A 22,932-nucleotide genomic window follows, 5' to 3' on the forward strand; every position below is an offset into this window, starting at 1 on the left:
GCGGGCTAGCTTGGCGGCATGAGTGATTTCACCATCGGTGCCGTCGAGGTGACGAAGGTGCCCGAGTGGACCGGCGAGATCGCGCCCGCGCGGTTCATCGTGCCGGACAGCACCCCGGAGATCTGGCGGGACAACGAAAGCTGGCTCGCCCCCGACCACTGGCACCCGGAGACGGACAGCTACCACGGCTCGGTGCAGACGTGGGTGCTGCGCAGCGAGGGCAGGACGGTGCTCGTGGACACCGGCGTGGGCAACGACCGCGACCGGCCGCAGATCCCGCTGTTCGACCACCTCGACACCGATTTCCCCGCCCGGCTCGCCGCGGCCGGGGTCCGGCCGGAGGACGTGGACGTCGTGATCAACACCCACATCCACTACGACCACGTCGGCTGGAACACCGTCGGCGGCGAGGACGGCTGGGAACCGGCGTTCCCGAACGCCACCTACGTCATCCCGGCCGTCGACCAGCGCTACTTCGCCCCCGAGAACGCCCACCGCCGCCCGGCACCCCGAAACGACTTCGACCGGTTGCGGCGCAAGGGAAGTCTCCTCGTCTACGCCGACAGCGTCGCGCCCGTGCTCGGCCGGGCCACGCTGTGGGAGGGCGGCTACCGGGTGGATGCGAACCTCACCCTCGAACCGGCGCCCGGGCACACACCGGGCTCGTCCGTGCTGCGCGTGCGCTCCGGCGGCGACCGGGCGGTGTTCGTCGGGGACATCCTGCACAGCCCCGTGCAGATCATGGAGCCGTCGTGGAACAGCTGCTTCTGCGAGGACCGCGAGCAGGCGGCCGCCACACGGCAGCGGGTGCTCGAACAGGCCGCGGACGAGCGGGAGATCGTGGTCCCCGCGCACTTCGCGGGCGCGGGCGCGGTCGAGGTGAAGCGCGACGGCAGCCGCTTCCGGGTCGACCGGTGGGTCGGCTGACGCCTCAGCAGGTCTCGCGGACGTACCCTGGCGAGCCGGCCGGGGTGACGTCGCGGTCCCGCCGGACGATGCTGAGTGAGCCGCCCCAGCGGTCGCACGCGTGCGTCAGCCCGGCGTCCGTGTACTCGACGACGAGCACGTGATCGCCGAACGCGCTCGTGTACTCGTCGCAGCCGTCCTGTTCGCCGCATTCCTCGGCGACGGCGAAGTCGAGCCCGTTCGCCTCGTGCCGCCCGGCCAGCTCCGCGGTGTTCTTCTGCGCGACGGCCAGCCCTTTTTCGTGTGCGTGGGCGGACAGCAGCCGGATGAAGGCCTGGGCGTCCTCGGCGGTGAGGAGGTCGTGGGAGCGGGTGTAGCTGTCGTAGTTGTCGGGCTCGATCGCCTGGTAGCCGCGGGCGGCGCAGTCGTCCACCCACCCGTTCACCTTCGCGGCGACGCGCTCGCGCTTCGCCGGTGTCCGCACGTCGAGCAGGGCTTCGTTCCAGTCCTCGTCGATGATGGGTTCGCCGTTCGCGTCACGCAGGACCAGCTCGTCCCACTCTTCCTCCGTTCCCGGCTGGGCCTGGAAGGCGTTGACGTAGCAGATGTTGTAGAGCCCGGGAGCGGCAGGCGCGCTGTGGTCCCGGCTGACGACCTGGACCCCGGCGGGCGGCGGGTAGGCGCCGCCCAGCTGGTAGTCGAAGGCAGCCTTGGCCGGCGGGATCACCGGCACGGGCGGCGCGGCCGGTGCACACGCACCACAGAAGGCGACGACCGCGAGCGCGGCCCAGACGGGACGGGGGAACAACGACCGGACTCCGATCTCGGCGCGGGAGGACCCGTCGATCCTGGCACGCCCGCTGCCAGGGGTTGGGGCCGGGAGTTTCGCCGGGGTGGGGTGGTCGCCTGGCGCTCGTTCCCGGGGGCTCGTGGCCGGTGTCGCCGTCGGTGGTTGGGGAGGGGTTTCGCCGGGGCGGGGTCGTCGCCCGGCGCCCGTTCCCGGGGCACGCGGCCGGTGCCGTCGCCCGTGGTTGGGTGAGGGGTTTCACCGGGGCGGGGTGACCGCCCGGCGCCGGTTCCTGGGGGCTCGCGGCTGGTGCCGCCGCCAGTGGGCGGGTCGGGGATTTTCACCGGCGCGAAGTGACCGCCCGGCGCCCGTTCCCGGGGGCTCGCGGCCCGTGCCGCCGCCATCGCGGCCCGTACCGCCGCCACCACGCAGGTCGGGATTCCCGGCCGGGCGCAAGCGTCTGCCACAGAGCCGGTTCCCGGTGCCCGTCCTTTTCGATCCCCGCGCCCGCAACGCGCGCGGGAGCAGGCGGCCCGCGAGGCGCTGCCGCACTCCGAACCACCCGGCCCAGGACACCTCGATCTTCTCTATAACGACCAACACAGACTTGATTGCATGGCCGAGTCTGGCGCATACTGCGGACGGGCTGCCGGGAACGGGCCCGGGAGCGCGAGCAGAGGAGCAGCCATGTCCGAGAACGTGGTGGTCGCCGGGGTCGGGATGATCCCGTTCACGAAGGCGGGGCGCAGCGAGAGCTACGACGTCATGGGCGCCAAGGCCACCAGGCAGGCGCTGGCCGACGCGGGGATCGACCTCGCCGACGTGCAGCAGGCCTACGCCGGCTACATCTACGGGGACTCGACGGCGGGGCAGAAGGCGCTCTACCAGGTCGGCAAGACCGGCATGCCCATCGTCAACGTCAACAACAACTGCTCCTCCGGTTCGTCGGCGCTGTTCCTCGCCCGGCAGGCCGTCGAGAGCGGCACGGTGGACGTCGCGCTCGCGCTGGGGTTCGAGCAGATGGAACCGGACGTCGAGGGCCGGTGGCCCGAGCGGCCGCACCCGCTGGAGGACTTCGTCAAGGTCGTGCTCGGCAAGTACGGCATGCCGGAGGGGCCGCTGCCGGGCGCCGCGTTGTTCTTCGGCGCCGCGGGCAACCAGTACGTCGAGGAGTACGGCATCGACCCGAAGGTCTTCGCGAACATCACCGTGAAGAACCGCCGCCACGCGGCGAACAACCCCTACGCCGTCTTCCGCGACCCGCTCACGGTCGAGGAGGTCCTCGGCTCACGCACGATCTACGGGCCGCTGACCAAGTTCCAGTGCTGCCCGCCGTCGTCCGGTGCCGCGGCCGCGGTCGTGGTGTCGAAGGAGTACGCGAAGAAGCGCGGGCTGCGTGCCGACGTGGAGATCGCGGCGCAGGCGCTGGTCACCGACACCCCCAGCACCTTCGAGGGCGACATGAAGCGGCTCATCGGTTTCGACATGACGGCCGCGGCGTCGAAGCAGGTCTACGAGAAGAGCGGCATCGGCCCCGAGGACGTGCGGGTCGCCGAGGTGCACGACTGCTTCACGACGCACGAGTTCCTGATCTACGAGTCGATCGGCTTCACGCCCGAGGGCACGGCGGAGAAGTTCGTCCTCGACGGCCAGGGCACCTACGGCGGGCAGGTGGTCGTCAACCCCTCCGGCGGGCTGATCGCGAAGGGGCACCCGATCGGCGCGACCGGGCTCGCGCAGTGCGCGGAACTGGTCTGGCAGCTGCGGGGTGAGGCCGGCGACCGCCAGGTCGACGGCGTGAACGTCGCACTGCAGCACAACCTCGGGCTCGGCGGCGCGGCCGTCGTGACCATGTACCGGAAGGCCGGCGCCTGACGTGGGGAAGCTCGAAGGGAAATCCGCGCTCGTCACGGGTGCCGGACGCGGCATCGGCCGTGCGATCGCGCTGAAACTGGCCGCGGAAGGCGCTTCGGTGGTCGTCAACGACCTCGACGACAAGCCGGCGCTGGAAGTCGCCGAAGCGATCGAGGCCGCGGGCGGCCGGGCGGTCACGGTGCCGGGCAGCGTGACCGCCGCCGGGTTCGCGGACCGCTTCGTCGGTGCCGCGGTGACCAGCTTCGGCGGCGTCGACATCATCGTGAACAACGCCGGGTACACGTGGGACTCGGTGATCCAGAAGATGACCGACGAGCAGTGGGGCGCGATCCTCGACGTGCACCTCAAGGCGCCGTTCGACATCCTGCGTGCCGCCCAGCCGGTGATCAGCGCGGCGGCGAAACGGGAGGCCGGGCAGGGCGCGGTCGTGCACCGCAAGGTGGTCAACATCTCCTCGGTCGCGGGGCTGCGCGGCAACGCCGGTCAGGCCAACTACTCGGCCGCGAAGGCGGGCATCGTCGGTCTCACCAAGACACTCGCGAAGGAGTGGGGCCGCTACCGCGTCAACGTCAACTGCGTCGCGTTCGGCTTCGTCGAGACCCGGCTCCTGGCGCCCACCGGGAGTGCGCCGATCGAGGTCGAGGGGCGCGAGATCAACGTCGGTGTGCAGCCCACCGCGCTGGCGGCGCTGAAGAACATCATCCCGCTGGGCCGGGCGGGCACACCGGAAGAGGCGGCGGGGTCCGTGGTCATGCTGACCTACCCCGAAGCCGACTACGTCTCCGGCCAGGTCCTGGTCGCGGGTGGGGGTTTCGAATGAGCATCACGGACTTCTCCGGGCGCGTCGCGTTCGTGACCGGCGGCGCCCGCGGCATCGGGCTGGGCATCGTGCGGGCGCTGCTGCGCCGCGGGGTGCGGGTCGCCGTCGCCGACGTGGATCCCGGGGCGCTGGAGCGGGCCCGCGAACTGCTCGGCGTGCCACCGGAACAGCTGCGGTGCTACCAGCTCGACGTCGCCGACCGCGAGCAGTACGCCGAGGTGGCGTCCACTGTCCACAGTGAACTCGGCACGGTGTCGTTGCTGTTCAACAACGCCGGGATCATCGACTCCGTGAGCCCGAGCAGGCTGTCGCCGCGGATGTGGGACCACGTCATGGGGATCAACCTCAACGGCGTGTACCACGGGATCGAGGCGTTCCTGCCCGGCATGATCGCCTCCCCGCTGCGCTGCCACATCGTGAACACCTCGTCCGAGGCGGGGTTGCTCGAAGCGCGGTCGGGATTCCTGTACCACGCCAGCAAGTTCGCCGTGGTCGGCCTGAGCGAGTCGTTCCGGCGGGAGCTGGCGCACTTCGACATCGGGGTGTCGGTGCTGTTCCCCGGACCGGTCGCGACCGACATCGTCGAGAACACGCGGGGGCTGCGGCCCGACACCGCGCCCACCCACTCGCCCCGCATCACGCGGATCCTCGACGACGCCCACCGGGTGCTCAAGGAACAAGGCGCCTCGCCCGACGCCGTGGGGGAGCTCGTGCTCGACGCGGTCGAGACGAACGCGCCGTACATCGCCACGCGCAACGAAATCGGTGACTTCCTGCGCCGCCGCACCGACGAGCTCGTGGCCGCGATGGAGCACGCCGAGAAGTTCCTGGCGAGCCACGAGCTGCCCGAGGGGAAAGCCGGATGACGCACCGGGTCGCGATCGTCAGCGCCGTGCGGACCCCCATCGGCCGGGCGGGAAAGTCCTACGCCGGCGTGCACCCGGTGGACCTGCTCGCCGCGTCCCTCAAGGGCGCGGTGCGCGGTCTGCCGGACCCCGCCGCCGTGGACCAGGCACTCGTGGGCTGCGTGTACCAGGTGGGGGACCAGTCGGCGAACGTGGGCCGCAACGCCTGGCTCGCCGCCGGTCTGCCGGTCACGACACCTGCGTCCACAGTGGACACGCAGTGCGGTTCGTCCCAGCAGGCGGTCAACCTCGCGGCCTCGCTCGTCATGGCGGGACAGGCCGACCTCGTGGTGGCCGCCGGGGTGGAGTCGCTCGGGCGGGTGACGCCCGACCTGAGCCGTGAAGGCGGAGATCCGTACCCGCCGTCGCTGCGCTCCCGCCACGGCATGCCGCACCAGGCCGTGGCGGGGGAGGCGTTCGCGCGGGCCTACGGCATCAGCCGCGCCGAGTCGGACGCCTTCGGCCTGCGCAGCCACCTGCGGGCGCACGCCGCCTGGGAGAACGGGATCTTCGACGACCACGTGGTCACTGTGGACGGTGCGGACGGGCCGTTGCTGACGCGGGACGAGGGCATCCGCGGCGACAGCACGGCGGAGAAGCTGGCGGGCCTCAAGCCCGCGTTCGACGCCGACGGCGTCATCACCGCGGGCTCCGCCAGCCAGCTGTCCGACGGGTCCGCCGCCGTGCTCCTCGCGTCCGAACGCGCTGTCGCCGAGCACGGTCTCACCCCGCTCGCGTGGGTTCGCCGGGTCGTCAGCGTGGGGACGGATCCCGACCTCATGCTCGAAGGCCCGATCGTGGCCACCCGGCGGCTGCTCGACGCCGAGGGCCTCACGATCGGCGACTTCACGCTCGTCGAGGTCCACGAGGCGTTCGCGCCGGTGGTCTGCGCCTGGCAGCACACCTACCGCGCCGAGGAGGACCGGCTGAACCCCCACGGCGGCGCCATCAGCATGGGCCACCCGTTCGGCGCGTCCGGCGTCCGCCAGCTCGCCGACCTCGCCCACGGCCTGAAAACCCGGGCGGGACTGGGCCTTTCGGTGATGTGCTGTGCCGGCGGGATCGGCACCGGCACGGTGCTGGAGGCGGCGTGAGCGGCGGTTCCGGCGTGGCCGAGCACGGACGGCGCCGGATCGACGAGATCGGCGAGGAGAGCCGCCGCCGGATCCTCGACGCGGCGGAGGAGCTGTTCGCCGACCGGGGTTTCGAGCGGACGTCGTTCGTGGACATCGCGAAACGGTCGGGGATCAGCCGGGGCAGCATCCCGTGGCACTTCCGGAACAAGGACGGGCTGCTGATGGCCGTGCTGGCCAGGGCGATGGACCGGTTCCTGCCGCCGGAGCGGTACCAGCGGTCCCTGCCCTCGCTGGCCACCCTCCTGCTGGACTACGAGAGCTGGGCCCGCAGCGGGAACTCCGCGCTGATCTTCATGGTGCTGACCGAGGCCATGGGCAGCACCGGCGCGGTGCGCGGTCAGTACCAGGAGTTCTTCGAGACACGCCGCCGGCGCGTCGTCCGGTGGCTGCGCGCCCAGCGGCCCGCGGGAGCCGGCGGCGGCGCCGACGACCGGGAACGCGCCGCCGCCGTCGCCCTCAACGGTGCCGTCATGGGCATCCACCTCCAGTTCCTCGTCGATCCCGAAGTCGATCTCGAGGCCGCGCTCCAGTCGCTGGCCGCGCTCGTGGACACCAACCTCGCCGTCGTGTGGGGCGGCACGCGCGACCCCTGACTTTCTGTGCTGTATGACATAGAGTTGATCCAACTGTCAACGACGACCGAAAGTAGGTGCGCCATGGACGTCGCGGAACTGCAGCGGCTGCTGGCCGCGAGCCCGCCGGAACCGTTCGTGCGGACGATGGCCCGCCTCGCCGACGAGGACCCGGATTTCGTGTCCATCGTCTGCGAGGGCGACGCCATCACCCGGCGGGAGTTCGAACGGCGCTCGAACCGGCTCGCCAGGGCCTACGCCGAGCGGGGAGCCGGGTTCGGGGACTACGTCGCGATCGCGCTGCCCAACGGCATCGAGTTCTACCTCGCCTTCTTCGCCGCGCTGAAGGTCGGCGCGGTGCCGCTCCCGCTGTCCTACCGGCTGCCGGTCGTGGAGCGGCAGGCCATCCTCGACCTGGCCAAGGCGGCGCTCCTCGTCGGCGTGGCCGAGGGCGAGCACCCCGGCTACCCCGCGCTGCCCGCCGGGTTCGAGCCGGACGCGTCGGTGAGCGAAGAACCCCTGCCGGAGGTGGTTTCCCCGGCGTGGAAGGCGCCGACGTCCGGCGGCAGCACCGGCCGCCCCAAGATCATCAGGGCCGGTTCGGGCGCGGAGGGCTCGCCCGCGATCAACCAGTTCTTCTACCACTACGCCGCCGACGACGTGCAGGCCGTGGTGGCGCCGCTGTACCACAACTCGGCGCTGGCGGCGTCCGTCGGCGGCCTGCTGCTGGGGCAGCGCCTGGTGGTGGCGAAGAAGTTCGACGCCGAGGACGTCCTGCGGCTCATCGGCGAGCACCGGGTCACGTGGGTGACGCTGGTGCCCACGATGATGCACCGGATGTACCGGCTCATCGAGGCCGGCGGCCGGTACGACCTGTCGTCGATCCGCGTCCTGCTGCACCTGGCGGCCAAGTGTCCCGAATGGCTCAAGGAGCAGTGGCTGGAACTGCTCGGCCCGGAGAAGGTGCTGGAGATCTACGGCGGCACCGAGTCCATCTCGATCACCTTGATCACCGGCGAGGAGTGGCTGGCGCACCGGGGTTCGGTGGGGCGGCCGTGGATCGGTGACATGAAGGTCTTCGACCCCGACGGCAACGAGCTGCCTCCCGGGGAGGTCGGCGAGATCTACATGAAGGGCGCCGAGGGCATGGGGCCCAGCTATGAGTATGTCGGCGCCGAGGCGAGGACGATCGGCGGCTGGCAGACGCTCGGGGACCTGGGCTGGAAGGACGAGGACGGCTACCTCTACATCAGCGACCGCCGCGTGGACATGATCGTCAGCGGTGGCGCCAACATCTACCCCGCCGAGGTGGAGAACGCGATCGACCAGCACCCCGCGGTGCTGTCGTCCGTCGTGGTCGGCCTGCCCGACGAGGACCTCGGCCAGCGGGCCCACGCCATCGTGCAGGCCGAGCCCGGCACCACCGCGCGGGAGGTCCTCGACTTCCTCGCCGACCGCCTGGTCCGCTACAAGATCCCGCGGTCGGTCGAGTTCACCGACCAGCCGTTGCGTGACGACTCCGGCAAGGTGCGCCGCAGCAAACTGCGCGACGCCGCCATCGAAAGGATGAAAACCCGTGCCTGACCCCACCTACGAGCGGATCCGCTACGACGTCCCCGTCGAGCGGGTCGCCCGGATCACCCTGGCGCGCGCGGACAAGCGCAACGCGCAGGACTACCGGATGCTCCACGAGATCGACCACGCGTTCCAGCGCGCGACGCTGGACGACGACATCCGCGTGATCGTGCTCGCGGCCGACGGACCGCACTTCTCCTCGGGCCACGACCTGGCGAGCACCGCCACCGGGGCCGACTTCGAGCCCAGGGTCATGACCGGCGGCTACGCCCAGCCCGGGCAGGCGGGCCCGATGGCCAACGAGGAGGAGTTCTACCTCGGGATGTGCTGGCGCTGGCGCAACGTGCCGAAGCCGACCATCGCGCAGGTCCAGGGCAAGGTGATCGCGGGCGGGCTGATGCTGGTGTGGCCGTGCGACCTCGTCATCGCCAGCGAGGACGCGACGTTCGCCGACCCGACGGTGGCGCTGGCGGTCAACGGGCACGAGTACCACACGCACCTGTGGGAGCTCGGGGCGCGCAAGGCGAAGGAGATGCTCTTCCGCGGCAACTCGCTGACCGCGCGCGAATGCGAGAGCCTCGGCATGATCAACCACGTCGTGGCGCGTGAGGACCTGGAGAAGTTCACGCTGGACATGGCGTCGGAAATCGCGCAGCGCCCCGCTTTCGGGCTGAAGCTGGCGAAGATGTCGGTGAACCAGGGGCTGGAGGCGCAGGGACAGCTCAACGCGCTGCACACCGCGTTCGCCCTGCACCAGGCCGGGCACGCCAACGCCCGCGCGGTCTTCGACGGTTTCCCCGTCGACCCGAGCGGCATCGAGGTGATGCGGCAGCTGTCGAAGGGTTAGCTCGTCGTGGGGCAACGGGCGGTTTCCGTTGCCCCACAACGCTTTCAGGAGGGAATGGAGTCGAGCAGGGCTTCCATCCGCATCCGCACGTAGGGCTTCATCGAGCCGTCGGTGTGGATCCACATCGCCTTGGCCTCCATGCCCGCGATGACGCTCTCGCCCGCCGAGTCGATGGTGACGCCCGACTGGAGGTTCCCCTCCGCCTGCTTGCGCGTCTGGCCTTTGTGGACGGTCTGGCTGCCCAGTAGTCCGTCGGTGTGCTCGAGGATCCCGGTGGCGACGTAGGCGGGGCAGAGCACGCTCACGTCGATGCCGTGCTTTTCCGCCGGTTGCCGCAACGCCTCGGACAGCCCGACCACCGCGTACTTGCTGGTGGTGTACAGGACGTTGGCGTGCCCGACGAGGCCCGCGCCGGAGGCCGTGTTGACGATGTAGCCGCCCTTCCCGCGCTCGATCATGCGGGGCAGGAAGGTCTGCAGCCCGTTGACCACGCCGACGACGTTGATGTCGAGCACCAGGTCCCACTTCTCGTAGGTCAGGTCGGGGAGTGCCGAGGCCGGGGCGATCCCGGCGTTGTTGAACAGCAGGTCGACGGGTCCGAGCCTGGCTTCTGCCTCGTCGGCGGCCGTCGCGAAGCCCTCGCGGTCGCGGACGTCGAGCCGGAAGACCTCGACGTCGGTGACCGAGGAGAGTTCCTCCTTGCTCCGGGCCAGGGCCGCTTCGTCGATGTCCGCGAGCGCCAGCCGGACGCCGCGTTTGGCCAGCGCGCGGGCGATGCCCAGGCCGATGCCCTGGCCACCCCCGGTGATGAAGGCGACCGAGCCGTTCCACTCCCTCACAGAACCACCTCGTGTATATCGTACGGACAACTCTATGTTAGTCAGCATAGCGGAGGCAGGCATGAACGACAGTGGCCACTGGACGGCGGGCTACGAACGGTACACGGCGTCGGTCGGCGGAGAGCCCCTCAGCTGGCTGGAGTTGGCGGGTTCAGGTGGCGGGGGTTGGGCGGCGGCGGAGGCCGGGTGGGTGGATCCGGCGGCCGGGGCGAGTGGGGAGACGGGCGGCTGGCGGGGGGCGAATGACCAAGCTGGCCCGTCCGGCGCCTCCAACCAATTTGAGCCGCTCGGTGCGCCCGATCAGCCCGAGCACTCCGGCGAGCCCGGCCAAGACGGCCAGCCCGGCTTGTCTGGCCAGTCCGGCTCGCCCGGTCAAGGCGACCAGCCCAGCCAAGCTGGCCCGCCCGGCGCGCTCGAGCCCTCCGGCTCGCCCGGCCAAGGTGGCCTGCGCAGCCTCTCCGTCCCCTCCGGCTCGCCCGGCCCGCCTGAGCACTCCGGCCAGCCCAGCCTCTCCGGCCAGCCCGACCCGTTCGACCTCTCCGGCCACGGCGGCCCACCCAGCCTCTCCGGCCAGTCGGGCGGCTCTGGCCAGCCCGCCCCCACCGCTCAGCCCGCCCCCACCGGCCAGCCCGCCCGAGCCAACCCGCCCCACCGGCCCCACCCCTCCAACCGCCCCGATCCGCCTGTCGTGCTGGTGCACGGCGTCCAGGGCAGCGCGCTGGAGCACTGCGAGCTGGGCCGCCGGCCGGGTGGGCCCGTGCACCTCCTCGACCTGCGCGCACACGGCCGCACCCCCGCGGCGCCGGGCAACCCGAGCGCGGGCTCGCTGGCCGACCAGGTCGGGCTCGTCACCACGTTCGTGCGCGAGGTTGTCGGGCGGCCGGTGGTGCTGGCCGGGAACTCCTTCGGCGCGATGGTCTGCGCCCACGTCGCACGCACCGCCCCGGACGCCGTGCTCGGGCTCGTGCTCATCGGGCCCGCGGTGCGCCCGTCCCGGATCCCGGTGGACCCTGTGCGGGTGCTGCAGTGGCTGGTGCAAAAGGCCCGCGTGGCAAGGGATCGCTACGACGCCGACGTGCGGTCCGGCCGCCGTCGCGAGGACCCGGACGCGCTCACCGCCGAGGCGACGTCCTTTGTGGACTCGATCCCCGACGCATACCTGACGGCGCTCCGTGCCGAACCCGAGCCCGCGTGGTCGGTCGGCAACCCGGCCGGGCGCGCCGCGCTCTGGCGCACCCGCAACGACGCGCTGGTGCAGCTCAGCCGCCCCCGCAGGTGGATCGACCTGCTCAGGACCCTGACCCCGCCCGGGCTCTGGCTGCACGGCACCGAGGACCCGATCATGCCCCGCGCCACGGCCGAGACCGTCCGGGCGCTGCTCCCGGGGTGGCAGGTGGACACGATCCCCGCGACCGGACACCTGCCACACCTCGAACGAGCCGGGTGGACCGCGGAACGCATCACCTCGTGGCTCGGATCCCTGCCGCGCCGCTAGGACACCCGCGGGGAGCAGCTCGGTGGGCCGTCACGTCGCCCGACCGCGGAGCGCACCCCCACGTGGCTCGAATCCGTGCTCCCCGGCGGGGGAGCCGCTCAGGACCCGCACTGAGCGCGCCAACCCCTAAGCCACCTTGATGATCGTCCGCCCCGCGGTGCGGCTGCGGTGGGTCATCGCATCCGGTGCTTCCGCCAGCGGGCGGACCTCGCCGACCAGGGGCTTCAGCCGCCCGTCCCGCAGCCGCCTGGCCAGTTCGGTCAGCTGGCCCCGGTCCGGCTCCACCACGAAGAACACCGCCCGCCCGTCCTTGGGCTGCACGGTCGGCGGCCCGGGGATGGTGACGACGGTGCCGCCGGGACGCACCAGCGCGGTCGACTGTTCGAGCACGCGACCGCCGATCACGTCGAAGACCACATCCACCTCACCGGCGCTCGACAGCGGATCGTTGTCCAGGTCCAGGAAGGCCTGGGCGCCGAGGCCGAGCACGGTGTCCCGCGCGGCGGCCCGGCCGGTGCCGATCACCCTCGCCCCCGCGTCGACCGCGAGCTGGACGGCCAGCGACCCCACCGCACCCGCGGCGCCGTGGATCATGACGGTCTGCCCGGTCGCCAGCCCGCCGTGGACGAACAGCCCCTGCCACGCGGTCAGCCCCGAGATCGGCAGCGCCGCTGCCACGGTGAAGTCGATGTCGGCGGCCAGCGGCGCGAGGTTGCGGGCCTCGACGGCGGTGTACTCGGCCAGCGAGCCGTCGCGCGCCCAGTCGGCAAAGCCGAACACCCGTTGCCCGACGGTGAGGCCGGTGGTGCCGTACCCCAGCTCGACGACGACCCCGGCCAGCTCGTGCCCCGGCACGGTCGGGGTGCGGTCGTGCCCGGCGCGGTCGGTCCAGGTGGCGGGCCAGTCCAGTTCGCCGGGGGTGAACCCGGCGGCGTGCACCTTCACGATGACGTCGTTCTCGGCGGCGTGCGGCGAGGGCAGGTCGGCCAGGGCGAGTCCGCCGGAACGGTCTCGTGCGACGATGGCTTTCACGTCGATTCCTTTCGTGACAAGGGTTTCCGCCGTCAGCTCGGCCAGGCCGAGCCGAGGACCCGGTCGACCATGGTCGTCCGGTGGAAACCGGGGATGAAATGCTCCAGCACGTCTGAGTTCACCGTGCCGTTGGTCGTTTCCGGGCGGTTCTTCAACCCGTCGAGGTAAGTGCTGAGGAATTCGTTCTTGAAATCGCCCCGGGGGTGTTCGGCGAGGATATCGGCGACCTGCTCCCCGGCCAACCCGTCGACACCGAACCCGATGACGTCGGTCAGCACGCCGAGGTACGTCGCGGCGATCTCCGGTCCCATCCGTTCCGGCACCTCCGGCGTGGTGTGCAGCGCGATCGCGGTCCACACCGTTTCCGCGGCGGCGGGGGAAAACCCGTGTGCGAGCAGGAACTTCCGCCCGTGGTCGGCCCCGTCGAGCTCGAACCGCTGCACGGCGTCGGAAAACGGGTTCGCGAGCCCGGTGTCGTGGAACAGGGCGGCCAGGTAGAGCAGTTCGGGATCCGGGTCCACCCCCAGCCGCTGGGCGTGGATCCGGCCGAAGAGGTAGACCCGGCGGGAATGGTGGTAGAGGAGCGGGCTGGTCATTTCCCGGACGAGGCGGGTCGCCTCGGCGGTCGCTGTGGTTTCGGGGATTTCCACCCCTGCGATGACTTCCGGCATGACCCCATGCTGACGCGGACCGCGTCCCGGGCGCCGCCTTCGTCCGGCCAGGAACCCCTCGAATCAGGACGCTGTGCTACCAAGGGGTGTGTCTTCGTCCGTTGCCGTCCTCGTCTACGACGAGGTGACCCTGCTGGACATCGCCGGTCCGGCCGAGGTGTTCAAGGAGGCGAACCGGTTCGGCGCCGACTACCGGATCGTGCTGGTGTCGCCGACGGGGGAGGACGTCACGTCGAACCTCGGGTTCAAGGTCGCGGTCGACGGCCCCGTGTCCTCCCAGCCCTCGCCCGACACGTACCTGGTGCCGGGCTCCCCGCGGTTCCCGCGCACGCGGGTGCCGCGAGCCCTGGCGGAGGCCGCGCGGGTCCCGGCGGCGGGAGCACGCCGGGTCGTCTCCATCTGCACCGGCGCGTTCGTCCTCGCCGCCGCCGGTCTCCTCGACGGCCGCCGCGCGACGACGCACTGGCAGGCCGCACACGAACTCGCCGCCCGCTGCCCGACGTGCCACGTCGAACCCGACGCGATCTACGTCCGCGACGGCGGCATCTACACCTCCGCCGGGGTGACGGCCGGTATCGACCTGGCTCTCGCGCTCGTCGAGGAGGACAACGGACCGGACCTGACACGTCAGGTCGCCCGCGCGCTGGTGGTGTACATGCAGCGTTCGGGTGGCCAGTCGCAGTTCTCGGCCCCGCTGCAGGGCCCGCCGCCCCGGTCCCCGGCACTGCGGAAGATCACGGACCTGGTGACGGCGGACCCGCGGGGGAACCACTCGCTCGGCGAGCTCGCGAAGCACCTCAACATGAGCACCAGGCACCTCACCCGGCTCTTCCACGACGAACTGGACACCACCCCGGCCCGGTACGTGGAGAACATCCGCTTCGACATCGCCAGGGCGCTGCTGGACCAGGGGCACAACGCGACCCAGGCCGCGTCCCTCGCGGGTTTTCCCAGCTACGAGAGCATGCGGCGGGTGTTCGCCAAGCGGCTGTCGATCAGCCCGGCGGCCTACCAGCGGCAGTTCAGCACCGCCCGCCGATGAGTTTCGCGCGCGGCGCCGGTCGGTACTGGTGTCCCGGCCCGATGGCCAGCTCGCGAAACCGATGAGGTGCTGTCATGTCAGTCGTGCTCCCGCAGCGGCCCGCCACGCGGACGGGTCGTGCCCCCGCCGTGGTGCGGCTGCTCGTGCTCTCCACGTTCGTCGTGATCCTCAACGAGACGATCATGATGAACGCCATCCCGCGGCTGATGGACGACCTCGGCGTCTCGGAGGCGTCGGCGCAGTGGGTGTCCACGGCGTTCATGCTGGCGATGGCGGCCGCGATCCCGGTCACCGGCTGGTTCCTGCAGCGGTTCACCACGCGTCGCGCCTACGCCAGCGCGATGGGCGTGTTCCTCGCGGGCACCGCGCTGGCGGCCGTCGCGCCGTCGTTCGAGGTGCTCCTGGTGGGGCGGGTCGTGCAGGCCGCGGGCACGGCGGTGATGATGCCGCTGCTGATGACCACGTTGCTGACCGTGGTGCCGCCGTCGGACCGCGGGCGCGTGATGGGCACGGTGACGCTCGCGATGTCCGTGGCGCCCGCGCTCGGGCCCGCGGTCGCCGGGGTGGTCCTGCAGGCGGGTTCGTGGCGGCTGTTGTTCGTGGTCGTGCTGCCCGTCGCCGCCGCCGTGACCGCCTTGGGACTGCGCAAGCTGGACGACATCGGGGAACCGGTGGTGAGCACGATCGACTGGCCCAGCGTGGCCGTGGCGGCGCTCGGTTTCGGCGGCGTGGTGTACGGGCTGAGCCTGTTCGGCGGGAGCGGCGGCACCGGACGCGGCGTGGTGGTCGTGGCCGCCGGGCTCGCGGCGATCGCGGTGTTCGTGCTGCGGCAGCGCAGGCTCCAGCGCTCCGGCACGCCGTTGATGGACCTGCGCACGCTCGGGCACCGCACCTACCGCCTGACGCTGGCGCTGCTGGCCGCCTGCTTCCTGGTGCTGCTCGGGGCGATGATCCTGCTGCCGCTGTACCTGCAGCACCTGCGGGGGCTCAGCCCCCTCGAGACCGGCCTGCTGGTGATGCCCGGCGGGCTCGCGATGGGGCTGCTGGGCCCGACGGTGGGCAAGGTGTTCGACCGGTTCGGCAGCCGGGTGCTGGTGCTGCCGGGGACGATCGGCAGCCTGGTCGCGCTCGCCGGGTTCACCCAGGTCTCGCCGACGATGCCGTACTGGCAGGTGCTGGCGCTGCACACGCTGCTGATGGTGAGCCTCGCCGCGACGTTCACCCCCGCGTTCACCCTGGGGATGGGCGCGCTGCCCCAGCACCTGTACTCGCACGGCAGCTCGCTGCTGGGCACGCTGCAGCAGGTCGCGTCGGCGCTCGGTACCGCGCTCGCGGTGACGGTGATGTCGTCGCGCGCCGGGCACTTGGCCGCCGAGGGCGTGGCCGCGGGACCGGCCCAGCTCGGCGGGATGAAGCTGGCCTTCGCCGTCTCGGCCGCGCTCGCGGTGGTGACGGTCGTCCTCGCGGCGAGGCTGCCCAACCGGCTCCCGGTGGCACACGACTGATCCGCGGTCAGCCGCGGTGGGTCCAGGCAGGCGCTTCCCGCGGCTGACCGGCGTCGAAGGTCTCTCGTGACGAGACGACCTTCGGCGCGTTGTGCTTCGCCCAGTCGTTCAGGGCCGTCAGCAGTTGCCCGGCGTCGCGGCCGAGGTCGGTCAGGCGGTACTCGACGCGGGGCGGCACGGTGGCGTGGACGCGGCGGTCGACGAAACCGTCGCGTTCGAGCGTGCGCAGCGTCTTCGTGAGCGACTTCTGCGTCACGCCCTCGACCGACCGTTTCAGCTCGCCGAACCGCAGCGGCCGGTCCGCTGCCCGGAGCAGCCCCAGCACGTAGAGCACCCACTTGTTGGCGAGCACGTCGACGATCGTCCGGGAGGGGCAGTCGGCGCTGAACACCGGCAGCGACTTGGTATCCATCAGGTACCTATATATCCGACCGGTGCCTTCTATACAAGCGATACCGGCGTGGGCAGACTCCGTGGGGACACCAAGATCCACGAGAGGACCACGCATGACACGCTGGGCGAAACGCCCCGAAGGCTCCAACTGGGGCGAGTTCGGCGAAGACGACCAGCTCGGCAGGCTGAACCTGATCACGGCCGAACGTCGCCGCGCGGCGGCGGCGGAGGTGCGCGAGGGGATCGCGTTCCCGCTGAGCCTGCCGCTCGACTTCCCGAAGGGCGAGTACGCGCACGGCCCGCGCAAGCCCCCGAAGCTCGCGAGCACCCCGCTCGGGCACAACAACCACTTCCTGCCCGGCGTCGACGACGTCGTCAGCGACGACTTCGCCACGATCTACCTGCAGTACTCGACGCAGTGGGACTCGTTCTCACACGCCGGTGCCCTGTTCGACCTGGACGGCACCGGGGAGCCCGTCGTCTGCTACTACAACGGCTACCGCGCTGGGGCCGACGTGATCGGCGAGCCGGACGGGTCGGTCGAGCCGCGGGCCCGCGCGCTGGGCGTCGAGAACTTCGCTCAGAGCTGCGTGCAGGGGCGTGGCGTGATGGTCGACCTGGCGGCCGCCGTGGGGCACGACCGCGTCGGTGTCGGGTACGGGATGTTGACGGAAATCCTTGCCGCACAGGACATCGTGATCGAGCCGGGGGACGTCCTGTGCCTGCACACGGGCATGACGAAGATCATGCTCGACCTCGGCGACGACCTGACCCACGAGGTCCTCGACGGCAGCTGCGCCTACCTCGACGCCACCGACGACCGGCTCCTGCAGTGGATCACCGACAGCGGGGTTTCCGCGATCGTGGCCGACAACCTCGCGGTGGAGCGGTTCAGCCTGGAACCGGCGCCGGGCGCGCGGAACGTCCTGCCGCTGCACGACCACTGCCTGTTCCGGCAGGGCATCCCGCTCGGCGAGATGTGGTACTTCCACGACCTCAACGCCTGGCTCCGGGAGCACGGCCGCTCCCGTTTTCTGCTCACCGCGCCGCCGCTGCGGCTCACCGGCGCCGTCGGGTCACCGGTGAGCGGGGTCGCCACGGTATGACGCGACGAACGAGCGGTGAAGCCCGACCGGACTCGACCGCTTCGCGCGCCCGGCCCAGTGAGCGCCGCTCGTAGGTGCGCAGCGCGGCGGGCACCGCGTCGCCGCGGGCCTCGGTGAAGGCCTTGGCGACCTCGTCGGCGAGCACCTCGGCGTCGGTGAGCGCGACGCCGAAACCACGGCCGGTCATCGGGGTGGACACGTGTGCGGCGTCGCCGACGAGAGCGATCCTGCCGCGCGCCAACCGATCCGGGACGTACTCGGCGACGGGGGTGCCGGTGACGCCGCGGCGCCGCAGGCAGGCGCGGACCGCCTCCCGCCACGCCTCCGGCCACTGCTCGGCTTCGGCGTCCAGATCGGCGACGAGGTCGGTCGGCATGTCTTCAGGCCGCAGGGAATGCTGGACGACCTCGCCGTCGACGCACCCCTTCGCGCGCAGCAGGTCGTTGCGGCGCGGGTCGAACCACGCCCAGCCGAGCCGCCGTTGCCCGGGCGGCGCGGACTCGGCGAGCGGGTAGCCGAGGAGGCAGTCGCTCCCGGCGTCGAAGATGTCCATGCCGGGCCACGGCCCGCGAAAGTCCATTTCGGACTCTTCGGCGATGCCGAGCCAGATGACGTACCCGGCGAAGGCCGCGTCGGGGTGTTCGGGGGCGACGTGCCGCCGGGCCACGCTGCGGTGCCCGTCCGCGCCCACCACGAGATCGCCGTGGTGGAGCACGCCGTCCGCGGTCCTCGCCCACGCGGACGTGGCGTCCTGGCCGACCTCGACGACGCGGGCGCCGTGGACGAGTTCGATGTGCGGGTCCGCTTCGGCCGCCCGGCGCAGCAGGCCGTGTGCCTGTGCCCAGCTCTGCAGGTGCGGGCGCGGGCCGTCCAGTGCGGCGGCGGTCGCTTCGGGGCCGGCCAGCCCGTCCGCGCCGAACAGCCGGTGCAGGTTGCCTTCGGCGCCGCCGAGGGCCGCGCCGGTGCGGGGTTGCGGGCCCGAGCGTTCGAGCACCGTCACGCCGATGCCGTACCGGGCCAGGCCCAGCGCGGCCATGAGACCGGAAAGCGAGCCGCCGACGACGACGGCCGCGTGCTCAGTGGTTCGCATGCCTCCAGTCAACGGCGGCGGCCCGAGCCGTGGCAGGATCATTCTTTCCAGGGACAGGCAGTACCACTCAGCGACGCCGCACCGCGGCGAGCCGGTCCGCCAGCGCTGCCACGATTTCGTCGGCCGCGGCGAGCTGGTCCGGGGTCAGCGCGTCGACGAACAGTTCGCGGACCGCGCCCAGGTGCGGGACCGTCGCGCCGCGGAAGGCGGCGGCGCCCTCGGGGGTGAGGACGACCTCGGCCCCCCGGCTGTCGGTCGGGCAGTCCTCGCGCCGGATCAGGCCGCGCCGCTCCATCCTGGCGAGGTGGTGGGACAGCCTGCTGCGCTCCCACCCGGCTTCGGCGGCGAGCTGGGACGACCGCAGCCGCTGCCCGTCCGCCTCGCTCAGCGCGAGCAGGACCGTGTAGTCGGCGGGGGACAGGCCGCACTCGCTCTGCAGCCGCGAGCCGAGCTCGGTGCGCAACGCCTCAGCGGTCTCGATGAACCCGCGCCACACCCGCAGTTCCTCCGTGGTGGGCAGCACCCGGTGCCGTCGTGCTCGGCTCATTCCACCTCCTGGTTGACACGTCAATCATACCGGCGTATCACGGGGGAGAAGAGATTGACGCGTCAATTACTTGGGAGGAGTGCCCGATGTCTGATCTGGTGTTCGGGCTGGACACCTTCGGCGACGTGCCCGAGGACGACTCCGGCCGTCTGCTGTCGCACCCCGAGGCGATCCGGCAGGTCGTCGCCGAGGCCGTGCTCGCCGACGAGATCGGCGTGGACGTGATCGCACTCGGCGAGCACCACCGCCCGGAGTACTCGATCTCCACGCCGGAGACCGTGCTGGCGGGCATCGCGACCCGCACTTCGCGCATCCACCTGTCCTCCGGTGTCACGGTGCTGAGCTCGGACGACCCGGTCCGCGTCTTCCAGCGGTTCGCGACCGTGGACGCGCTGTCGAACGGCCGCGCGGAGATCATCCTCGGCCGGGGTTCGTTCACCGAGTCGTTCCCGCTGTTCGGCTACGACCTCGCCGACTACGACCGGCTCTTCGAGGAGAAGATCGAACTGTTCGCCCGGCTGCTCGACGAGAAGCCGGTCACCTGGAGCGGCACGCTGCGCCCGCCCCTGGAGGACGCCGACGTCTACCCGAAGACGGAGTCCGGGCGCCTCACGACGTGGGTCGGGGTGGGCGGCTCGCCGCAGTCCGTCGTGCGCACCGCGCGGTACGGCCTGCCGCTCATGCTCGCCATCATCGGTGGCTCGCCGAAGCGCTTCGCCCCGTACCTGGACCTGTACCGGCGGGCCGCGGCCGAGTTCGGCACGACCGCGCACCCGGTCGGGCTGCACTCGCCGGGGTTCATCGCCGACACCGACGAGGAAGCCCGCGAGGTGTTCTGGCCGCGGTACCGGGTGATCCGCGACCGGATCGGCCGCCAGCGCGGCTGGCCGCCGATCCGCCGCGAGGAGTACGACCGCGAGATCGAGCACGGCTCGCTGTACATCGGCTCGCCGGAGACGGTCGCCCGCAAGATCGCGGGCGCCGTGACGGACCTGGGCGTCGGCCGGTTCGACCTGATCTACAGCAGCGGCTCGCAGCCGGCCAGTGCGCGGCTGCGCGCGGTGGAGTTGTACGGCACCAAGGTGATCCCGATGGTGCGGGACCTCGTTTCGGAAGCGGCATGAGTGACGCTTGCGAGCGAATCATCGGCGTCGTGCTCGCCGACGTGACAGCGCTGTCGCGGCTTGCCGCGTCCGGACAACCAGCGGCACACCTGAAAGGTAGGGCAGCATGACCACTATCGGCATCCTCGGCGCGGGCAAGGTCGGGACCGTGCTCGCGCGGCTCGCGGTCGCGGCCGGGTACCGGGTCCTCATCGCGGGTTCCGGCGCTCCGGAGAAGATCGCGCTCACCGTCGACATCCTCGCCCCGGGTGCGGTCGCGACCACCGCGGCCGAGGCCGCCGGTGCGGCCGACGTGGTGATCCTCGCCCTCCCGCTGGGCAGGTACCGCGAGATCCCCGTCGAGGCGCTGGCGGGCAAGCTCGTCGTCGACGCGATGAACTACTGGTGGGAGGTCGACGGGATCCGCGACGACCTGAACGACCCGCGCACGTCGTCGAGCGAGACCGTGCAGACGTACCTGCCGGGCTCTCGCGTCGTGAAAGCCTTCAACCACATGGGTTATCACGACCTCGAAGACGGCGCCCTCCCCGCGGGAGCCCCCGGCCGCAGGGCGATCGCCGTCGCCGGGGACGACCCCGCCGACGTGGCCGCCGTGGCGGAACTGGTCGATGCGCTCGGCTTCGACCCGGTCGGGGCCGGTCCGCTGGCGGAGGGTGTCCGCCTCGAACCGGGCGCGGAGGCGTTCGGCGCCAACGTCACCGCCGCGGAGCTGCGCGCGATCCTCGGCCGCTTCCCGGATTCCGAGCGGGGACAGGTGGTCGCCCGCGCCCAGGGTGTTTCCCTGGTGCGACCGGGAGGGAGGTCGCGCGAGGCTGGTTCCGTCGAACCGGGAGCGGAGGAACCATGACCAGTACAGCAGCCTCGCCGGTGACGCGGCGTGAGCCGGAGCTGACCGGGCAGACCGTCGTGCTGATCGGCGGCAGTGCCGGGATCGGGCTGGAGACGGCCCGGCGGGCGCGGTCCGAGGGCGCCGAGGTCGTCCTCGCCGGCCGCGATCCCGGCAGGCTCGCCCGTGCGGCGGCGGAGGTCGGCGCGAGCCACAGCGCGGCCTTCGACGCCACGGACAGCGCCGCCCTCGCGCGGTTCTTCGAGGACCTGCCGGGGCCCATCGACCACGTCCTCGTCACCGCCGGTGGCCCGCGCTACGGGCCGCTGCTGGAGATGTCCGCGGACGACGTGCGTGAGGCGCTGAGCGATCACGTGGTGCTGGCGCTGGAGGTCGCCCGCAACGCCGTCGGCAGGATGCGGCCCGGGGGCACGCTGGTGTTCATGGGCGGCACCGGCGGCAGGCGCATCGGCCACGGCCTCGGGATCGCCTCGGCCGCCACTGCGGCGCTGCCCCCGTTCACGGCGGCGCTCGCGCTCGAACTCGCGCCGGTGCGGGTGAACCTCATCGCCCCGGGCTTCGTCGACACGCCGTTGTCGGCGTCGCTGCTGGGGGACCGGCTCGACGAGCGCCGCGCCGAGTTGCGGGCGACGCTGCCGATCGGCCGGGTCGTCGGGCCCGAGGACGTCGCCGCGCTCGCCGTGCACCTCATGACCAACACGGCTCTCACCGGTGCCACGTACGACATCGACGGCGGACAGCAGTTCGTGTCGTGAGCGCGCTTCGCCACCGCGGGCCGCGCCGAGCGGCGGCCCGACGGTGGCGAACGCGACCTGGGGGCTACGCGAGCACGGCCTGTGACACGTGGTCCAGCACGAAGCGGGCGGCGCGGTCGAGCGCCGCGTCCGCTTCGTCGAGGATTCCGGCGGAGGACTGGAACACGTGCGGCACGTCCGCGGTCACGTCGAGGATGACGTCGACGCCCGCGGCGGCCGCGCGGGCGACGAAACGGGTCGAGTCGTCCAGCAGCACCTCGTTCGAGCCCACCTGCACCAGCAGTGGTGGCAGTCCCGCGAGGTCGGCGTACACGGCGGGGCTCAGCAGCGGCTGCCGCGGGTCCTGCCCGGCCACGTAGTGCGCCAGCAGCTGGCCCAGCGACTCACGCGTGAACAGCGGGTCGACCCCGGCCTTGGTCGTCATGCTCTCGCCGCTGAGCGTCGCGTCGAGCGCGGGCGAGAAGGCGACCGCCCCGGCGGGTAGTGGCAGCCCGGCGTCGCGTGCCGCGAGCATCGTCGTCACCGCAAGGCCGCCTCCGGCGGAGTCACCGGCGAAGACGATCCGCTCGGCGGGCACGCCCTGGTCGAGCAGGTCGCGGTACGCGGCGAGGGTGTCGTCGATCGCCGCGGGGAACGGGTGTTCCGGGGCCAGCCGGTAGTCCGGGGAGACGGCCCGCATGCCGGTGCGGTGCACCAGTCCCGCGGTGAGGGCCTGCGCCGTGGCCGGTGAGCCGACGACCCAGGCTCCGCCGTGGAAGTACAGGATCGTGCCCTCGGCGGTCACGCGCTCCGGCTCGAACGCCAGCGCCGGGCGGCCGCCGATCTCGGCGGGGGTGATGGTGACGCCGGGCGGGATCGGGCGCCCGGCCGTCATCGCGCGGAAGCCCTCGCGCAACTCGGCGGGCGGCCGGCTGGTGTCGAACGTGATCGACCGGATCGCGGCGTCGAGCGCCGCGCGCTGGGCCTGGCTCATGGTGTCCTCCTGGTCTCCGGTGCGGGAACGTGTCCCGTAACAGGCGACGGCGGAAGGTTATTCCAAGGAATGTACTATCGGGCAGAGGGA

Annotated in this window: 23 protein-coding genes; 15 read left to right on the plus strand and 8 right to left on the minus strand. The window is 71.9% G+C overall.

What is annotated here, in order from left to right; all coding sequences use genetic code 11:
- Positions 1-18 precede the first annotated feature (18 nt).
- Positions 19-927: an MBL fold metallo-hydrolase gene (locus tag BMZ92_RS11515; RefSeq protein ID WP_091506007.1), complete on the plus strand. Its 909-nt coding sequence runs from the start codon at positions 19-21 to the stop codon at positions 925-927.
- A gap of 4 nt (positions 928-931) precedes the next feature.
- Here BMZ92_RS11515 and BMZ92_RS11520 read toward each other — a convergent pair whose 3' ends face one another.
- On the minus strand, positions 932-1,714 hold the full coding sequence (locus tag BMZ92_RS11520) for an endo alpha-1,4 polygalactosaminidase (RefSeq protein ID WP_245783008.1): 783 nt from the start codon (positions 1,712-1,714) through the stop codon (positions 932-934).
- A 666-nt stretch (positions 1,715-2,380) separates the two neighbouring features.
- On the opposite strand from BMZ92_RS11520, the gene BMZ92_RS11525 reads away from it, so the two are divergent.
- From BMZ92_RS11525 to BMZ92_RS11555, 7 genes are all read left to right on the plus strand, one after another.
- On the plus strand, positions 2,381-3,568 hold the full coding sequence (locus BMZ92_RS11525; RefSeq protein WP_091506010.1) for a lipid-transfer protein: 1,188 nt from the start codon (positions 2,381-2,383) through the stop codon (positions 3,566-3,568).
- A gap of 1 nt (position 3,569) precedes the next feature.
- Positions 3,570-4,388 (plus strand): SDR family NAD(P)-dependent oxidoreductase, encoded by an 819-nt coding sequence (locus BMZ92_RS11530; RefSeq protein WP_091506012.1) that lies wholly within the window; start codon positions 3,570-3,572, stop codon positions 4,386-4,388.
- Complete coding sequence (locus BMZ92_RS11535; protein WP_091506013.1) at positions 4,385-5,254, plus strand: SDR family oxidoreductase; 870 nt, start codon at positions 4,385-4,387, stop codon at positions 5,252-5,254. Before BMZ92_RS11530 ends, BMZ92_RS11535 begins: the two co-directional genes overlap by 4 nt.
- Entirely contained in the window at positions 5,251-6,387 is a 1,137-nt protein-coding gene (locus BMZ92_RS11540; RefSeq protein ID WP_091506015.1) for a thiolase family protein, read from the plus strand. The genes BMZ92_RS11535 and BMZ92_RS11540 overlap by 4 nt, the downstream gene beginning before the upstream one ends.
- A complete protein-coding gene (locus BMZ92_RS11545) occupies positions 6,384-7,022 on the plus strand; it encodes a TetR/AcrR family transcriptional regulator (protein WP_177228646.1) in 639 nt (212 codons plus the stop codon). The genes BMZ92_RS11540 and BMZ92_RS11545 overlap by 4 nt, the downstream gene beginning before the upstream one ends.
- A 63-nt stretch (positions 7,023-7,085) precedes the next feature.
- Positions 7,086-8,585: an AMP-binding protein gene (locus BMZ92_RS11550; protein WP_218153440.1), complete on the plus strand. Its 1,500-nt coding sequence runs from the start codon at positions 7,086-7,088 to the stop codon at positions 8,583-8,585.
- On the plus strand, positions 8,578-9,423 hold the full coding sequence (locus tag BMZ92_RS11555) for an enoyl-CoA hydratase (protein ID WP_177228647.1): 846 nt from the start codon (positions 8,578-8,580) through the stop codon (positions 9,421-9,423). Before BMZ92_RS11550 ends, BMZ92_RS11555 begins: the two co-directional genes overlap by 8 nt.
- Positions 9,424-9,467: 44 nt before the next feature.
- Here the strand turns inward: BMZ92_RS11555 and BMZ92_RS11560 are convergent, their stop codons facing one another.
- Entirely contained in the window at positions 9,468-10,262 is a 795-nt protein-coding gene (locus tag BMZ92_RS11560) for an SDR family oxidoreductase (RefSeq protein ID WP_218153441.1), read from the minus strand.
- Between the two features lie 61 nt (positions 10,263-10,323).
- On the opposite strand from BMZ92_RS11560, the gene BMZ92_RS38585 reads away from it, so the two are divergent.
- Complete coding sequence (locus BMZ92_RS38585) at positions 10,324-11,757, plus strand: alpha/beta fold hydrolase (RefSeq protein ID WP_281245167.1); 1,434 nt, start codon at positions 10,324-10,326, stop codon at positions 11,755-11,757.
- 126 nt (positions 11,758-11,883) lie between these two features.
- Here the strand turns inward: BMZ92_RS38585 and BMZ92_RS11570 are convergent, their stop codons facing one another.
- Together BMZ92_RS11570 and BMZ92_RS11575 are read right to left on the minus strand one after the other, a co-directional pair.
- On the minus strand, positions 11,884-12,789 hold the full coding sequence (locus tag BMZ92_RS11570) for an NADP-dependent oxidoreductase (RefSeq protein WP_091506020.1): 906 nt from the start codon (positions 12,787-12,789) through the stop codon (positions 11,884-11,886).
- 32 nt (positions 12,790-12,821) lie between these two features.
- On the minus strand, positions 12,822-13,460 hold the full coding sequence (locus BMZ92_RS11575) for an HD domain-containing protein (RefSeq protein ID WP_091506021.1): 639 nt from the start codon (positions 13,458-13,460) through the stop codon (positions 12,822-12,824).
- Positions 13,461-13,548: 88 nt separating this feature from the next.
- Here BMZ92_RS11575 and BMZ92_RS11580 point away from each other — a divergent pair, with 88 nt between their 5' ends.
- Complete coding sequence (locus BMZ92_RS11580; protein ID WP_091506023.1) at positions 13,549-14,502, plus strand: GlxA family transcriptional regulator; 954 nt, start codon at positions 13,549-13,551, stop codon at positions 14,500-14,502.
- Between the two features lie 74 nt (positions 14,503-14,576).
- On the plus strand, positions 14,577-16,007 hold the full coding sequence (locus BMZ92_RS11585) for an MDR family MFS transporter (RefSeq protein ID WP_091506025.1): 1,431 nt from the start codon (positions 14,577-14,579) through the stop codon (positions 16,005-16,007).
- Between the two features lie 7 nt (positions 16,008-16,014).
- On the opposite strand, the gene BMZ92_RS11590 is transcribed toward BMZ92_RS11585, so the two are convergent.
- Positions 16,015-16,419: a winged helix-turn-helix transcriptional regulator gene (locus tag BMZ92_RS11590; RefSeq protein ID WP_091506027.1), complete on the minus strand. Its 405-nt coding sequence runs from the start codon at positions 16,417-16,419 to the stop codon at positions 16,015-16,017.
- 94 nt (positions 16,420-16,513) lie between these two features.
- Between BMZ92_RS11590 and BMZ92_RS11595 the strand changes: the two genes are divergently transcribed.
- On the plus strand, positions 16,514-17,506 hold the full coding sequence (locus BMZ92_RS11595) for a cyclase family protein (protein ID WP_091506029.1): 993 nt from the start codon (positions 16,514-16,516) through the stop codon (positions 17,504-17,506).
- On the opposite strand, the gene BMZ92_RS11600 is transcribed toward BMZ92_RS11595, so the two are convergent.
- Together BMZ92_RS11600 and BMZ92_RS11605 are read right to left on the minus strand one after the other, a co-directional pair.
- Positions 17,460-18,596: an FAD-dependent monooxygenase gene (locus BMZ92_RS11600; protein WP_091506030.1), complete on the minus strand. Its 1,137-nt coding sequence runs from the start codon at positions 18,594-18,596 to the stop codon at positions 17,460-17,462. The two genes, BMZ92_RS11595 and BMZ92_RS11600, sit on opposite strands and share 47 nt — an antisense overlap.
- A 67-nt stretch (positions 18,597-18,663) precedes the next feature.
- On the minus strand, positions 18,664-19,143 hold the full coding sequence (locus BMZ92_RS11605) for a MarR family winged helix-turn-helix transcriptional regulator (protein ID WP_091506032.1): 480 nt from the start codon (positions 19,141-19,143) through the stop codon (positions 18,664-18,666).
- An 86-nt stretch (positions 19,144-19,229) separates the two neighbouring features.
- On the opposite strand from BMZ92_RS11605, the gene BMZ92_RS11610 reads away from it, so the two are divergent.
- The 3 genes from BMZ92_RS11610 (at position 19,230) to BMZ92_RS11620 (ending at position 21,869) form a co-directional block, all read left to right on the plus strand.
- Positions 19,230-20,267, plus strand: a complete 1,038-nt coding sequence (locus BMZ92_RS11610; RefSeq protein WP_091506034.1) for an LLM class flavin-dependent oxidoreductase — start codon at positions 19,230-19,232, stop codon at positions 20,265-20,267.
- Positions 20,268-20,373: 106 nt separating this feature from the next.
- Entirely contained in the window at positions 20,374-21,114 is a 741-nt protein-coding gene (locus BMZ92_RS11615; RefSeq protein ID WP_091506036.1) for an NADPH-dependent F420 reductase, read from the plus strand.
- Positions 21,111-21,869: an SDR family oxidoreductase gene (locus BMZ92_RS11620; RefSeq protein WP_091506037.1), complete on the plus strand. Its 759-nt coding sequence runs from the start codon at positions 21,111-21,113 to the stop codon at positions 21,867-21,869. Before BMZ92_RS11615 ends, BMZ92_RS11620 begins: the two co-directional genes overlap by 4 nt.
- Positions 21,870-21,933: 64 nt before the next feature.
- On the opposite strand, the gene BMZ92_RS11625 is transcribed toward BMZ92_RS11620, so the two are convergent.
- Entirely contained in the window at positions 21,934-22,842 is a 909-nt protein-coding gene (locus tag BMZ92_RS11625; protein WP_091506039.1) for an alpha/beta hydrolase, read from the minus strand.
- Positions 22,843-22,932: the final 90 nt, after the last annotated feature.

The organism is Amycolatopsis sacchari (genome assembly GCF_900114035.1).
GTDB lineage: Bacteria > Actinomycetota > Actinomycetes > Mycobacteriales > Pseudonocardiaceae > Amycolatopsis_E > Amycolatopsis_E sacchari.

Bases quoted from the DNA above. Each gene is read 5' to 3' on its own strand.
- BMZ92_RS11515 (WP_091506007.1), top strand. From the start codon at position 19: ATGAGTGATTTCACCATCGGTGCCGTCGAGGTGACGAAGGTGCCCGAG.
- BMZ92_RS11525 (WP_091506010.1), top strand. From the start codon at position 2,381: ATGTCCGAGAACGTGGTGGTCGCCGGGGTCGGGATGATCCCGTTCACG.
- BMZ92_RS11535 (WP_091506013.1), top strand. From the start codon at position 4,385: ATGAGCATCACGGACTTCTCCGGGCGCGTCGCGTTCGTGACCGGCGGC.
- BMZ92_RS11540 (WP_091506015.1), top strand. From the start codon at position 5,251: ATGACGCACCGGGTCGCGATCGTCAGCGCCGTGCGGACCCCCATCGGC.
- BMZ92_RS11550 (WP_218153440.1), top strand. From the start codon at position 7,086: ATGGACGTCGCGGAACTGCAGCGGCTGCTGGCCGCGAGCCCGCCGGAA.
- BMZ92_RS38585 (WP_281245167.1), top strand. From the start codon at position 10,324: ATGAACGACAGTGGCCACTGGACGGCGGGCTACGAACGGTACACGGCG.
- BMZ92_RS11575 (WP_091506021.1), bottom strand. From the start codon at position 13,460: ATGCCGGAAGTCATCGCAGGGGTGGAAATCCCCGAAACCACAGCGACC.
- BMZ92_RS11585 (WP_091506025.1), top strand. From the start codon at position 14,577: ATGTCAGTCGTGCTCCCGCAGCGGCCCGCCACGCGGACGGGTCGTGCC.
- BMZ92_RS11590 (WP_091506027.1), bottom strand. From the start codon at position 16,419: ATGGATACCAAGTCGCTGCCGGTGTTCAGCGCCGACTGCCCCTCCCGG.
- BMZ92_RS11595 (WP_091506029.1), top strand. From the start codon at position 16,514: ATGACACGCTGGGCGAAACGCCCCGAAGGCTCCAACTGGGGCGAGTTC.
- BMZ92_RS11600 (WP_091506030.1), bottom strand. From the start codon at position 18,596: ATGCGAACCACTGAGCACGCGGCCGTCGTCGTCGGCGGCTCGCTTTCC.
- BMZ92_RS11605 (WP_091506032.1), bottom strand. From the start codon at position 19,143: ATGAGCCGAGCACGACGGCACCGGGTGCTGCCCACCACGGAGGAACTG.
- BMZ92_RS11610 (WP_091506034.1), top strand. From the start codon at position 19,230: ATGTCTGATCTGGTGTTCGGGCTGGACACCTTCGGCGACGTGCCCGAG.
- BMZ92_RS11615 (WP_091506036.1), top strand. From the start codon at position 20,374: ATGACCACTATCGGCATCCTCGGCGCGGGCAAGGTCGGGACCGTGCTC.
- BMZ92_RS11620 (WP_091506037.1), top strand. From the start codon at position 21,111: ATGACCAGTACAGCAGCCTCGCCGGTGACGCGGCGTGAGCCGGAGCTG.
- BMZ92_RS11625 (WP_091506039.1), bottom strand. From the start codon at position 22,842: ATGAGCCAGGCCCAGCGCGCGGCGCTCGACGCCGCGATCCGGTCGATC.